This window comes from Paraburkholderia dipogonis, from assembly GCF_042680985.1.
Taxonomy (GTDB): domain Bacteria; phylum Pseudomonadota; class Gammaproteobacteria; order Burkholderiales; family Burkholderiaceae; genus Paraburkholderia; species Paraburkholderia phytofirmans.
Genome location: NZ_JBHUFR010000016.1, coordinates 176778 through 190455 on the forward strand (window position 1 = coordinate 176778; position 13678 = coordinate 190455).

The window sequence follows — 13678 nt, forward strand, 5'->3', positions numbered from 1 at the left end:
CGGAATGCGGGCGAACGGTGCGCGCAACCGCATTCATCATCAGGAATTCAACCGATGGGCAAGGGACGTGTCGAAGCCTTCAGCGATGGCGTGATCGCCATCATCATCACGATCATGGTGCTCGAACTGAAGGTGCCGGAGGGCTTCGATCTCGCCGCGCTGCGGCCTGTGCTTCCAGTGTTTTGCGCGTACGTGCTGAGCTTCATCTATGTCGGCATCTACTGGAACAATCATCATCACATGTTCCATGCCGTGCAGAAGGTCAACGGCGCGGTGCTGTGGGCCAACCTCCATCTGCTGTTCTGGCTGTCGCTGCTGCCCGCCGTTACGCATTGGGTCGGCGAAAACCACCTGGCTTCCTGGCCGACCGCGATGTACGGCGTGGTGCTGTTCATGTCGTCGATCGCGTATTTCATTCTGATGGGCGTGCTGATTCGCGAGCACGGCAAGGACTCGGCGCTCGCGAGAGCCGTCGGCAACGATTTCAAGGGCAAGGTTTCGGTCGTGATCTATCTGACAGGCATCGCGCTGGCGTTTGTCGTGCCATGGGTTTCGGCCGCGCTTTATACGCTCGCCGCCGCGTGGTGGCTGGTGCCGGACCGGCGCATCGAACACGTGCTGGAATCGTAAGCGTGCTGCTCGCGCTCAAGCTCGCGCTGGTGCCGGCGTTCCTCGCCGCGCTGACCGTGGCGGGACGCGTGTGGGGGCCGTCGGTGGCGGGCTGGCTCGCGGGGCTGCCGGTGGTCTCCGGGCCGATCGTATTGCTGCTCGCGCTTGAACGCGGGCCGTCGTTCGCGGCGCAGGCGTCGGCGGCTTCGATCGCGGCGATTGCCGCATCGGAAGCGTTCAATTTTGCGTATGCGTGGACTTGCCGGCGGGTGGCGTGGCCGCTTGCATTGATTGTCGGTATGGCCGGTTGGGCCGGCGTGGCAAGTGTGCTCGCGCTGCTTCCCGCCGGACTTGCATGGGCGGTGGCGGCGGCCTGTGCGGCCGTGGCTGTGTCACAGAGCGGCTTGCCGCGCGTGAACGGCCATGTGCCCGTGGCGCGCCTCGGACTCGGCGATCTTGCCGTGCGCATGCTCGCCGGGGCGCTGCTGACGGTCGCGGTGACCACGCTGTCCGCATCGATGGGCGCGATTTGGAGCGGACTGCTGTCGGTGTTTCCCTTGCTCGGCATCGTGCTCGCGGTGTCCGCGCAGCGAGCGCATGGTCCGGACTTCGTCGCCTTGCTGACGCGCGGCATGGTGATCGGCCGCGCCTCGTTCGCGGCGTTCTTTGCCGTGACGGCGACGATGTTGCCGCAATACGGCGTGTGGATCAGCTTCGCGTGCGCCTCGGTGGTTTCGGTGATCGTGCAGGGCGCCACTAAACGGATGCTCGGCGCGAAACGGTCGGTGCAGGCCGTGTCGCGTGAACTTGCCGAGCAGCAATCGGCGGATTGAGTGGGTGGGTTTGCCGCGCTTATGACCGCGAAAAATTACCGCGGAGAGCGGAGATGCCCGCTCAGCGAAACGACCGCGCGCGCAGTCCGCTCATTTGCCCGATACTCCCAACATGACTTCGCGCACTCCACAACCGTCACGCACACGAATCGGCCTGATCTCCGACACGCACAACCTCGTGCGCCCGGAGGCTTTGCAATATCTGGCCGGTTGCGACGCGATCGTTCACGCCGGCGACATCTGCAACGAAGCCGTGCTCGATGCACTCACGCGGATCGCGCCGGTCACGGCGGTGCGCGGTAACAACGACACCGGCGACTGGGCCGCGTCGTTGCCGACCCACACCGCGCTGACCGTGCAGCAAGTGACGATTCTCGTCGTGCACGACATCGCCGACGTGGGCGCCAATCCGCGCAGCCAGGGGATCAACGTGGTGGTGACGGGCCATTCGCACAAGCCAATGATCAGCGAACGCGACGGCGTGCTGTTCGTCAATCCAGGCAGTGCGGGGCCACGGCGTTTCAAGTTGCCGATTTCAGCCGGGATTCTGATCGTCGAAGGTGCGCACGCAAGCGCGAGTTTCGATTCGCTGGTGCCATAAAAAAACGGGCCGGCAAACTAGCCGGCCCGCTCTCGGACTATTCGCGGACAAGCCGCGCTAACCATCAAACAACCCGCAATCAGGCACGCGCCGTAGCCGTAGCCGCATAACGTTCGTCCATCTCCTCGGCTTCACGTTCACCGCGCAACACCGCATGTGCTTCGGCACGCGTCGCCACGCACGGGCCCGAGCCCAGCAGCGGCTTGCGGGCGGTTTCGCGCAGCGCCACCACCGAGACGATACCGATCAGCGACGCGCCCATCAGGTAGTACGCGGGCATCATCAGATTGCCGGTACGGTCGACCAGCCACGCCGTCACGAGCGGCGTCGTCCCGCCGAACAGCGACACCGAAATATTGAAGCCAATCGCCAGCGCGCCGTAGCGGATTTTGGTCGGGAACAGCGCTGGCAGCGCCGACGGCATCACACCGGTAAAGCACGACAGCAGCACGCCCAGAATCATCAGCCCGCCGAACACCGGCAGCACCGTGCCCATGCGGATCAGCAGCAGGGCGGGAATCGACAGCGCGAACAGACCCACGCAACCGAACAGCATCACCGGCTTGCGGCCGATCGTGTCGGACAGACGGCCGGCGGCGAGCGTCATCGGCATCATCAGCACCATCACGAGCAGCACGAGGAACAGGCCGTGCGTTTCGTTGAAGTGCAGCGTGGCCGACAAATAGCTCGGCAGATACGAGAGCGCCATGTAGTCGGTGACGTTGAAGATCAGCACGAGGCCGACGCACAGCAGCAGCGGCTTCCATTGCTGCGCGAGCAACTGGCCGAACGACTGCTTTGGCACGGCTTTGTCCTCGGCTTCGCGTTGCTCGGCCTGCTTCTTGAACGCCGGCGTTTCTTCGAGCTTCATCCGGATGTACAGACCCACCAGACCCAGCGGGCCGGCGATCAGGAACGGCACCCGCCAGCCCCACGAGAGCAGCGCGTCGTTCGAGAGCGTCGCGGTCAGCACGGCAACGGTGCCCGCGCCGAGCACGTAGCCGATCAGCGTGCCGAACTCGAGGAAGCTGCCCATGAAGCCGCGGCGCTTGTCGGTCGAGAATTCGGCGATGAAGGTGGCCGCGCCGCCATACTCGCCGCCGGTCGAGAAACCTTGCACCAGACGCGCGACCAGCAGCAGCACCGGCGCAAAAATGCCGATCGTCGCGTAGCTGGGAATCAGGCCGATCGCGAACGTGCCGAGCGCCATCATGATCATGGTCATGGCGAGCACGCGCTGCCGGCCGATGCGGTCGCCGAGGGGCCCGAACACCATGCCGCCCACGGGCCGCACCAGGAACGCCGCGGCGAACGTGCCGAACGTGGCGATCAACTGCGCAGCCGGACTGGCCGACGGGAAAAACACTTTGCCGAGCGTGACGGCGATGTAGCTGTACACGCCGAAATCGAACCATTCCATCGCGTTGCCGAGCGCCATGGCGCCGACGGCCCGCTTGAGGAGAGATTTGTCGACGACGGTGATGTCGTCGAGAGAGAGGCGTTGTTCTTCTTTGTGGTGTCGCCAGAAGCCGTTGCTGGAAGCGGTCAAGGTGAAAACTCCAATGACTGCGACGAAACTCATGATGCGCATGAACGTTCCGCCACGGTTGCTGGGAAGTGCGGTTTCGCGAGCAAGGCGAAAAGCATCTCCGTTGCCGTTCAAGGGCAGTGGAGCGGGGCGCAATGGAAAACACAACGCCCGTGCCTCGCGAGACAGATCGCGAAAAAACACTCGTCTAGATTGTGCTGACGTTGCACCTGCGTGGCCGTGGAAGGGGGGCAGGTACATGAGGACGCCGGGGTGGCTGAAAGCTGGCCCATGCGCCGCTGGAAGGCTTGAAACGAAAAAGGCCGGTGCTTTATTCGCCGCTCACGTGTGACGCGAAACGGGGAAACGACCGACAAGCCTTCTTGTATAAAAACTGTTCAATTCGGGTGGCACACGCACTGCGCGCCAGATTGAAGAGAAACGTGAATGAAGGTGAAATGCTGTTGGAACGAGGCACATGATAGCACGATAACAGAGGATCGTGCAAACCCGCTGTCCGCCGAGGGCTCTGGCGGGCACGCTCAATCCCTTGCTAGGCGGGGGATCGAGCGGATCCTGGCGGTCTGGAAAAGGGGCTTAAAACCGCGCGGAAATGTACCGTTTGGAGAGTTTCCCGGCGAGGTCGGAGGCGCGATCCGGTGGTCTCGATTCGGTGAATCCGCTCGCGCGTACAGACGAAAAAAATCCGCGGACAGGGCGCGGATTTCGGTCATGCAGTTTAAAAGCGCGAAAGCCTTTACTTTACTCAGCCGACGGCGGCACATAACCCTGCGCCGTGTCCGCGCCTTCGCCAAAGAAAAACTTTTCGGTCTGCTTCATCAGATATTGGCGCGCGCGCGGATCGGCCATGTTCAGGCGGTTTTCGTTGATCAGCATGGTTTGCTGCTTCAACCAGGCCTGCCAGGCTTCCTTCGAGATGCCTTCGTAGATCCGCTTGCCGAGTTCGCCGGGCAGCGGCGGGAAATCGAGGCCTTCGGCTTCCTTGCCGAGCTTCGCGCATTGAACCATACGAGTCATGCTGTGCTTCTCCTAAAATCGGTGTGGGGGCGGACAGTCGCTATATAGGGCCGCTCAGAGCTGTTTCATCAGCACGAGCGACTTGCGCTGCCAGTTATAGAGCCGGCGGCGGTCTTCCGGCAGGTCGTCGACCGTGACCTTGACGAAGCCGCGCTTGAGAAACCAGTGTTCGGTACGCGTGGTGAGCACAAAAATGCGCGTCAGGCCGCGCGCGCGGGCACGCTGCTCGATGCGCTTCAACAGCCGTTCGCCGTCGCCGGTGCCTTGCGCTTCGGGCGCGACCGTCAGGCACGCCATTTCGCCGATGCGCTCCTGCGTGTACGGATACAGCGCCGCGCAGCCGAACAGCACGCCATCGTGCTCGATCACAGAGAAATGGTCGATGTCGCGTTCGATCTGGTGACGCCCGCGCCGCACCAGCGTGCCGTCCGATTCGAGCGGCTCGATCAGCGCGAGAATGCCGCCGACGTCGTCCGGCGTGGCTTCGCGCAGGCTTTCGAGGTTCTCGTAAGAAATCATCGTGCCCACGCCGTCGTGCAGGAAAAGTTCGAGCAGCAGGCTGCCGTCGAGCGCGTAGGGGATGATGTGCGCCCGCGCCACGCCGCCGCGGCAGGCGCGAATCGAGTGCTTCAGATAGAAGCCCGCGTCGCCCGTGACTTCACCGCTTTCGTGCAGTTTGTAGGCGTCGTCGAGCGACAGTTCGCGCACCAGTACGGGGCCTTCTTCGCCGGCTTCCATCAGGCCCGGCGTTTCGGTCAGGAACACGATCTTGTCGGCGCGCAGCGCGATCGCCGCGGCGGACGCCACGTCTTCCATGGCGAGATTGAAGGCCTCGCCGGTGGGCGAGAAGCCGAGCGGCGAGAGCAGCACCAGCTTGCGGCTCGCGAGCGAGTGGCGGATCGAATCGGCGTCGATCTTGCGCACCACGCCGGTGTGAGCGAAATCGACCCCGTCGAGAATCCCGACTGGCCGCGCCGTCACGAAGTTGCCCGACACCACGCTGATGTGCGCGTGCGCCATCGGCGTATTCGGCAAGCCCTGGCTGATCGCGGCCTCGATATCCAGACGCACTTCGCCGGCCGCTTCTTTCGCGGACTCGAGCGCGCGCGCATCGGTAATGCGCATGCCGTGCGAAAACTCGGACTCCACGCCGTGCAGGCTCATCTGCTCCTCGACCTGCGGGCGCGAGCCGTGCACCAGCACGATCTGGATGCCCATGGCCTGCAGCAGCGCGATGTCGGAGACGAGCGCGTTCAGGAGCCCCTGATGCACCACCTCGCCGCCAAAACCGACGACGAACGTCTTATTGCGGAACGCATGGATGTAAGGGGCGACTGAGCGCATCCAGTCGACGAATTGCGCGTGCTGGGCGAGATCTTCCGTTGCGCCGGCGGGGGCCGGAGCGCTCGCGGGCGCGGGGACGAGGTCGGTTTGGGAATTCATGCCGGGGATTATAATGCGCCCCCATGTCGAATGTACCCAAAAGTCCCGCTGCGGCGAACGAGAATCCGGCGCCGGCCGCCGATCAACCGAAGGCCGGCGACGCGCCGCGCCGCGATGCGCAGGACGCCGAACGCAACACGCCGCACACGGCGCGCGAGCCGCGGCGCGCCGCGGAAAATGCTGGGGCGCGGAAGAATGCTTCGGACCGCGGCGTGCGCGGTCAAGCAAATGACGCGGCGCGGCAACACGCTGCAAGTGATGAATCGCGGCGGGCGTCCGAGCGCGGCGCGAGCCGCCGCGAACCGCAGCAGCCACGTGCACCCCGTGCACCCCGTGCACCCCGCGCGCCGCGCGTGGTCGAGCCCAATCCGATTCCGCCGATTACTTACCCGGAAGCGCTGCCGGTTTCGGGCCGTCGCGAGGAAATCGCCAAAGCCATCGCCCGGAATCAGGTCGTGATCGTCTGCGGTGAGACGGGTTCCGGTAAAACTACCCAGCTGCCGAAAATCTGCCTGGAACTCGGGCGCGGTCTCGGCGCCGGCGGCTCCGGTCTGATCGGCCACACGCAGCCGCGCCGGATCGCCGCGTCGGCGACCGGCCGCCGCATCGCCGAGGAACTCGGCACGCCGTTTGGCGAGGTGGTCGGCTACAAGGTGCGCTTCACCGACAATCTGTCGCCGGGCGCGTCCGTCAAGCTGATGACCGACGGTATTCTGCTTGCCGAAACGCAAACCGATCCGCTGCTGAAAGCGTACGACACGCTGATCATCGACGAGGCGCACGAGCGCAGCCTGAACATCGACTTTCTGCTCGGCTATCTGAAGGAAATTCTCGTCAAGCGTCCCGATCTGAAGCTGATCGTGACCTCGGCGACCATCGACGCGGATCGTTTCGCGCGCCACTTCGGCAGCGACGAGAAACCCGCGCCGGTGATCGAGGTGAGCGGGCGGCTGTATCCGGTCGAGGTGCGCTACCGGCCGGTCGCCGAAGACAGCCCCGCCGTGAAGGCGGCGCAAGGTGATGCGCCTGCTGCGCAACGCGGTGGCGACCGGCCGAAATCGCAGCGCGAAACCGATCGCGATCTGATGGACGCGATCGTCGACGCCGTCGACGAACTCTGCCGCGAAGGCCCGGGCGACGTGCTCGTGTTCCTGCCCGGCGAGCGTGAAATCCGCGACGCCGCCGAGGCGCTGCGCAAGCATCATCCGCCGCATACGGAAATTCTGCCGCTGTTCGCGCGGCTTTCCGCTGCCGAACAGGAGCGCGTGTTCCGCACCTCGAACGCGCGGCGCATCGTGCTGGCCACCAATGTCGCCGAAACCTCGCTGACGGTGCCGGGCATTCGCTATGTGGTCGACACCGGCCTCGCGCGCGTGAAGCGCTACTCGTATCGCAACAAGGTCGAGCAGTTGCAGGTCGAGTCGATTTCACAGGCCGCCGCGAATCAGCGAGCCGGGCGTTGCGGCCGCGTCGCGGACGGCATCTGCATTCGTCTCTATGAGGAAAGCGACTATCAGGGCCGCGTGCGGTTTACGGATCCGGAGATTCTGCGTTCGTCGCTGGCGTCGGTGATTCTGCGCATGAAGTCGCTGCATCTGACGGCGATCGAGACCTTCCCGTTCATCGAGCCGCCACCGGGCCGCGCGATCGCCGACGGCTATCAGCTGCTCAACGAGCTCGGCGCCGTCGACGACGACAACCGGCTCACGCCGCTCGGCCGCGAACTCGCGCGCCTGCCGCTCGATCCGCGCGTCGGCCGGATGATTCTGGCCGCGCGCGACCAGCAGGCGTTGAAGGAGGTGCTGATTATCGCGAGCGCGTTGTCCGTGCAGGATCCGCGCGACCGGCCGATCGAAGCGCAGGAGCAGGCCGATCAGGCGCATCGCCGTTTCGCCGACGAGCGCTCCGAATTCCTGCAGTGGCTGAAAATCTGGAACTGGTTCGAAGAAGCGATCGCGCACAAGAAGTCGAACAAGCAGCTGCACGAAGAGTGCCGCAAGAACTTCCTGTCGCAACTGCGCCTGCGCGAATGGCGCGACGTGCACTCGCAACTGCTGACCGTCGTGCGCGAGCACGGCTGGCGTCTGAACGAGGCGGAAGCGACTTTCGAGCAGATCCATCTCGCGCTGCTGACGGGCCTGCTCGGCAACATCGGTCTAAAAGCCGACGACGAGCCGTATTACCTCGGCGCGCGCGGCATCAAGTTCTATCTGTGGCCGGGTTCGGCGCTGGTGAAGAAAGCCGGCAAGTGGGTGATGGCCGCCGAACTGGTCGAGACGAGCCGGTTGTACGCGCGCTGTATCGCGAAGATCGAGCCGGAGTGGATCGAGAAGATAGGCGCGCATCTGCTGAAGAAGTCGCTCTCCGAGCCGCATTGGGAAAAGCGCGCGGCGCAGGTCTCGGCGTTCGAGCGCGCGGTGTTGTATGGGCTGCCGATCTATCACCGGCGGCGCGTGAGCTTCGGCAAACAGGACCCGGTGCGCGCGCGTGAATTGTTCATTCGCGGCGCGCTGGTGGAAGGCGAGTTCGATACGAAGCTCGCGTTCTTCGCGCACAACCGCAAGCTGCTCGCCGATATCGAGCAGCTCGAACACAAGTCGCGCCGCCAGGACGTGCTGGTGGACGACGAGCTGATCTTCGCCTACTACGATCAGGCGTTGCCGAAGGGCATTCACACGGGCGCGTCGTTCGAACGCTGGTATCGCGACGAAGTGAAAAAGAGCGGCCAGCCGGAAGACAAGCTGCGCCTGCTGTATTTGTCGCGCGATGACCTGATGCGGCACGAAGCCGCCGGCGTGACTACCGATCTGTTCCCGAAACGGATGACGATGGCGGGCGTCGAGATGGCGCTCACCTATCACTTCGAGCCAGGTTCGCCCCGTGATGGCGTGACGCTCGCCGTGCCGCTGTATGCACTGAATCAGGTCGACGCGCGGCGCTGCGAATGGCTCGTGCCCGGCATGCTGAAAGAGAAAGCGCAACTGCTGCTCAAGTCCTTGCCGCAGAAGTTGAGGCGTCATTGCGTGCCGCTGCCCGAGTACGCGGCGGGTTTCGTCGACCGGCACAGCGGTCCGCGCTTTGGTGCGGGCGGTTTGCTCGAGTCGCTGATCGCCGATGTTCGCGAGCAGACGCAAGTGGCGATGAAGCAGTCGGACTTCAAGCTCGAGACCTTGCCGCCGCATCTGTTCATGAACTTCAAGGTCGTCGACGAGCATGGACGCCAGCTCGCGATGGGCCGCAATATGTCGCAACTGCGCGCCGAACTCGGCGGCCAGGCGCAGCAGCATTTTCAGAAGATCGCGTCGAGCGCGGCCGGGGCGGCATTGGCGGACGCGGGCGGCGGCGGTGTCGCGACGCCGGCGCAAACCACCGGCGCGGACGAGCCGCGGGGCAAGGGCGGTGCGGGCGCCGCATCAGCTCCGCGGACCGTACCGCAGGGCGGGGCGCAGGGCACGGCGCTGTATGAAAAGCTGACGACGTGGAATTTCGGCAAGCTTCCCGAATTGCTCGAAATCCGTCGCGGCGGGCAGACGTTGTTCGGTTATCCGGCGCTGGTGGATCGCGGCACGCATTGCGACGTCGAAGTGTTCGATTCACCCGACGAAGCCGCGCGGATTCATCGCGCGGGATTGCGTCGGCTGTTCGCGTTGCAGTTGAAGGAGCCGATCAAGTATCTGGAAAAGAATCTGCCGGGTCTGCGCGAAATGGCGATGCAGTTCATGCCGCGCGGCACGCAGGAAGAGTTGCGCGATCAGCTGATCGACACCGCACTCGACCGCGCCTGCCTGCAAGACCCATTGCCCGACGACGACGTCAGTTTCCACACGCGCCGCGACGAAGGCCGCAGCCGCCTGACCTTGCTCGCTCAGGAAATTGCGCGGCTGGTCGGGCAGATTCTGGGCGAATACGCGAGCGTCGCGAAGAAGCTGGTGCAGGCAAGGTCGTTCACGGCGGCGCATGCCGATTTGCAGAACCAGCTCGACGGACTGATCGGCAAGCGCTTCGTGGTCGACACGCCGTACGCGCAACTGGCGCATTTCCCGCGCTATCTCAAGGGGATCGCGCTGCGCATCGACAAGCTGAAGGCGGACCCCGCGCGCGACGCACGGCAGTTCGCCGAATTCCAGCCGCTGCTGCAGAACTATCAGCGCGCGGTGGCGCAACGCGGCGGCGTGCTGGATCCGCGTTTGTCGGAGTTCCGCTGGTTGTTGGAAGAGTTGCGGATCTCGCTGTTTGCGCAGGAGTTGCGTACGCCGATGCCTATTTCGGTGAAGCGCCTTTATAAGGTGTGGGAATCGATGCAGCGCTGATCGGGGCGAGCAGGGACCCTCGCGTGAGTGGTGTCTGCTACCGATCGGATCGGCGTAATAGACCGACAGCCTTTCGCAGAGAGGTAAAAAAAGCGCGCGACGCCATGCCTTGTGGGAATGGCGTCGCGCGCAAAAACGGGCGTGGGGCTTGGGTCGAGCCCACGCTCGTCGCACATGAAAAGTCGATGGTTCAGGCTTTTGCTGTGACTCGCTTTGGCCTCGCTTGTCCTTCCAGTTCCGTTACCAGTGCATGCCGGCGCCGACTGCCGCGCCGAACTGGCCGCGCGAATCCGTGGTGCCTTGCAGCTTGTAGACCCACTTCCCCGTTTCCGAGATTTGCGATACGCCGATGGCCAACGCCGACTGACCGGCGTAGGTGCCACCGGCCATCGCGACCATGCCGCGACCCGGCAGAATCGCCTGCGGCAAGCCGGCCATTGCCATGGCGGACGCCGTGCCGCCGTAACCATCGCGACGGGCCGAGCGGATCTGGTCGTCGGTATAGCTGTTCGCCTGGCTGAGCGCTCCACCCACGCTTTGCTGCAACTGGCTCACATTGACCGCGTCGGTGCCTTGCACGCCGGCCGCGACATTGGCGATCTGGCGTTCCTGGCCTGCCGCGCCGACGGAGACGGTGTTGGCGCGGTCCGCGATCGAGCCTTGCCCCAACGCGACGGAGTTGCTGGCGGTGGCGTTTGCTGCTGCGCCGAGCGCGGTGGCGTTGGCGCCGCTGGCGATGGAGTTCGCGCCGAGCGAGGTGGCATTCGCGCCGCTCGCCAGCGAGTTGGCGCCGATGGCGACCGTGTCGGTGCCGGTTGCCCGAGCGTTGGCGCCCGCGGCCACGGACTGCGTACCGGACGACACGGCGCCTTGGACATCGCGATTGCCTTCCGCGCTGAAGAACGGATTGCCCGAGTTGACCACGACGTTGTTGACCGCGCCCGCAATGGCCGCGTTCAACTGATCGACGTTGACCGCGTCGGTGCCGTCCACGCCCGCCGCGACGTTGTGGATCGTCGTGCCGCCGTTCGCGGCGTCGCCACGGAGCGTTACGCTGTTCCGGTTGACGCTGCCGTCGGCGTTCTGGTCGTACATCACCGCGCCGTCGAGCTTGGCGGCATTGGCGGCGCCTTGATCGCTCACCGCTTTGAGCTGCGCGACGTTGACGGCGTCGGTGTCGGCAGTGCCGGCTGCGACGTTCGTGATCTGGCGCTCGTTGCCGACGGAGCCGACCGAGACGGTGCTCGCGCGGTCGGCGATCGAGCCTTGCCCCAAGGCGACAGCGTTGTCCGCGGCGGCGCGGGCCCGATAGCCGAGAGCGGTGGAGTTCGCGCCCGCTGCGTCGGCCTGGTAACCTAGCGCTACGGAGTTGTCGGCCGCTGCGCTGGCCTGGTAGCCGAGAGCAGTTGAGTTCGCGCCCGCTGCGCTGGCCTCGTAGCCTAGCGCGACGGAGTTGTCGACGAGGGCGCTTGCCCGATAGCCCAGCGCGGTGGAGCCGTTGCCCTGCGCGTTGGCGAACCCGCCAACCGCCGTGGCGGAATCGCCGCTCGCCTGCGAACTCGTGCCAATAGCCGATGCGGCTTGTCCCGCCGCAAGTGCCGAACTGCCGACGGCGACCGCGTTGTCGCCGGTGGCCGCTGCGTCGTCGTTGCCGTCGTTCAGACCGTTCGCCTTGAAGTAGCGCGAGGCGGTCGCGCTGGCTGCCTGCAATTGGCTCAGATTGACGGCGTCGGTTGCCTGGGTGCCGGCCGCGACGTTCGCGATCTGGCGCTCCTTGCCGGCTGAGCCGACGGAGACGGTGTTCGCGCGGTTGGCGACCGAACCCTGGCCCAAGGCGACGGAACCGTCAGCGGACGCGTCCGCGTCGTGGCCTATCGCAATTGAATCGACATTGCCGGCAACGGCGTTGTAACCCAATGCGATGCTGCCGGCCGACGTAGCCGAAGCATACGCGCCGAGCGCGGCGGCGCCCGTTCCCGCCGCGGCGGAGTTGGCGCCGAGCGCCGTGCCGTAGTCGCCGGATGCGTTTGCGAGCACCCCTGTTGCGACCGCATGCGTGCCGGTTGCGACGGCATCGTCCGTGCCGTCGGCGGCGCCATTGGCCTTGAAGTAGTGTTGCGTGCCGCTTTGCGCAAGCGCGCCGACCTTGCCGTCGACCGCGCTCAACTGACTCAGGTTGACCGCGTCGGTCGCCGCCGCGCCCGCTGCGACGTTAGTCAGGCGGCGCTCTTTGCCTGGTGAGCCAACGGACACCTCGCCGAGGGCCGCTGTCGCCTGGACCACGCCGCTCGTACCGAATTCCTCGCCGGGCTGGCTCAGATTCGTGGTGGTGGTCGAGTTCGCGCCGAGTGCGACACTGTTGGCGACCGTGGCTGACGCCGCATAGCCGATAGCGACAGAGTTCAGGTTGCTAGCCCGCGCGGCTGAGCCAAACGCCGTGGCCCCGGCCCCGCTGGCGAAAGCCAGATCGCCGATCGCGATTCCGTAGAGGGCGGCAGCTGCGGTTGTCGCCTGCACGCCCATTGCAAGCGATTTGTCGCCGTACGCCTGCGCCTGGACGCCGGTTGCAATCGACATGGAGCCCTGCGCACCGGACTGAAAGCCCGTCGCGATTGCGTAGGGGCCCCCTGCGATTGCACCGATGCCGAGCGCAATCGCGCCTGGGCCCACCGCAGAGGCAAAGAGATCGCTACCGGGGGAATTGACACTCGTATCTACGAAGAGGGCGGCCTGCGCCGCCGGCGCGCCCCCGGCCAGTGCCGCCACAATCAGCACTGCACGCGCGATGGCCTTTCTGCGCTTTGCCTTTGATCTTGCCGTTGCCGCCGTTGCCGCCGACATTGTCGTCGCTTCACACCAAACCAATGGGTTGTTGCTATTCATTGTTTTAGAAACTCCGCGTAGTGCGGGAGTGCACGGCACATGAGCGCGGGGTTTCGTATAAGGATTAATCGTCCCGATAAATCGCGCAACAAAAAATCTCGAGACTTTGGCATTGCCCGATTCAGTCTTTCGTTCTTTCTTAACTTGCACAACACCCGCGTAACGCCCGTGCATCCAGCTATGATTGGATAGGGATGAGACGAGGCGATTGTCATATCTGGCGGCGGCGCGGGGGATCAGTTATATCCGAAGCGATTGCGGAAAAATCTCTTTGTGTCGGCGGGTCTTGATTGGTTAGTGTGTGAGAAGCAATAAATAAAGAATCTTCAACGTATATTCTGATAATTATTTATTTCGTATAAGCGTGTTCTTGTGCCTATCCGCTTTCATTGAGATTCGCGGTTTCAGGCGCGACAATCCGTCGCCGGCGCTT

General features: G+C 64.6%; 8 protein-coding genes. 4 read left to right on the forward strand and 4 right to left on the reverse strand.

All coding sequences use genetic code 11. The features are described from left to right. Nucleotides 1-54: 54 nt before the first annotated feature. From ACFSNN_RS21005 to ACFSNN_RS21015, 3 genes are all read left to right on the forward strand, one after another. A complete protein-coding gene (locus tag ACFSNN_RS21005) occupies nt 55-630 on the forward strand; it encodes a TMEM175 family protein (RefSeq protein WP_012433615.1) in 576 nt (191 codons plus the stop codon). A gap of 5 nt (nt 631-635) precedes the next feature. Then, nucleotides 636-1442 (forward strand): hypothetical protein, encoded by an 807-nt coding sequence (locus tag ACFSNN_RS21010; protein WP_134458762.1) that lies wholly within the window; start codon nt 636-638, stop codon nt 1440-1442. A 112-nt stretch (nt 1443-1554) separates the two neighbouring features. After that, nucleotides 1555-2043 (forward strand): metallophosphoesterase family protein, encoded by a 489-nt coding sequence (locus ACFSNN_RS21015; protein ID WP_134455588.1) that lies wholly within the window; start codon nt 1555-1557, stop codon nt 2041-2043. Nucleotides 2044-2122: 79 nt separating this feature from the next. Here ACFSNN_RS21015 and proP read toward each other — a convergent pair whose 3' ends face one another. The 3 genes from proP to argA form a co-directional block, all read right to left on the reverse strand. After that, nucleotides 2123-3625, reverse strand: a complete 1503-nt coding sequence (proP, locus tag ACFSNN_RS21020; RefSeq protein WP_244322836.1) for a glycine betaine/L-proline transporter ProP — start codon at nt 3623-3625, stop codon at nt 2123-2125. Nucleotides 3626-4333: 708 nt separating this feature from the next. Further along, nucleotides 4334-4609 carry an oxidative damage protection protein gene (locus ACFSNN_RS21025; protein ID WP_012433611.1) on the reverse strand — a complete coding sequence of 92 codons (276 nt, stop codon included), beginning with the start codon at nt 4607-4609 and terminating at the stop codon, nt 4334-4336. 54 nt (nt 4610-4663) lie between these two features. Further along, complete coding sequence (argA, locus tag ACFSNN_RS21030; protein ID WP_012433610.1) at nt 4664-6052, reverse strand: amino-acid N-acetyltransferase; 1389 nt, start codon at nt 6050-6052, stop codon at nt 4664-4666. A gap of 23 nt (nt 6053-6075) precedes the next feature. On the opposite strand from argA, the gene hrpA reads away from it, so the two are divergent. Beyond that, on the forward strand, nt 6076-10362 hold the full coding sequence (gene hrpA, locus ACFSNN_RS21035) for an ATP-dependent RNA helicase HrpA (RefSeq protein WP_134455590.1): 4287 nt from the start codon (nt 6076-6078) through the stop codon (nt 10360-10362). Between the two features lie 240 nt (nt 10363-10602). Here hrpA and ACFSNN_RS21040 read toward each other — a convergent pair whose 3' ends face one another. Then, nucleotides 10603-13245, reverse strand: coding sequence for a YadA-like family protein (locus ACFSNN_RS21040; protein WP_377689070.1), 2643 nt, complete (start codon nt 13243-13245; stop codon nt 10603-10605). Between the last annotated feature and the right edge of the window lie 433 nt (nt 13246-13678).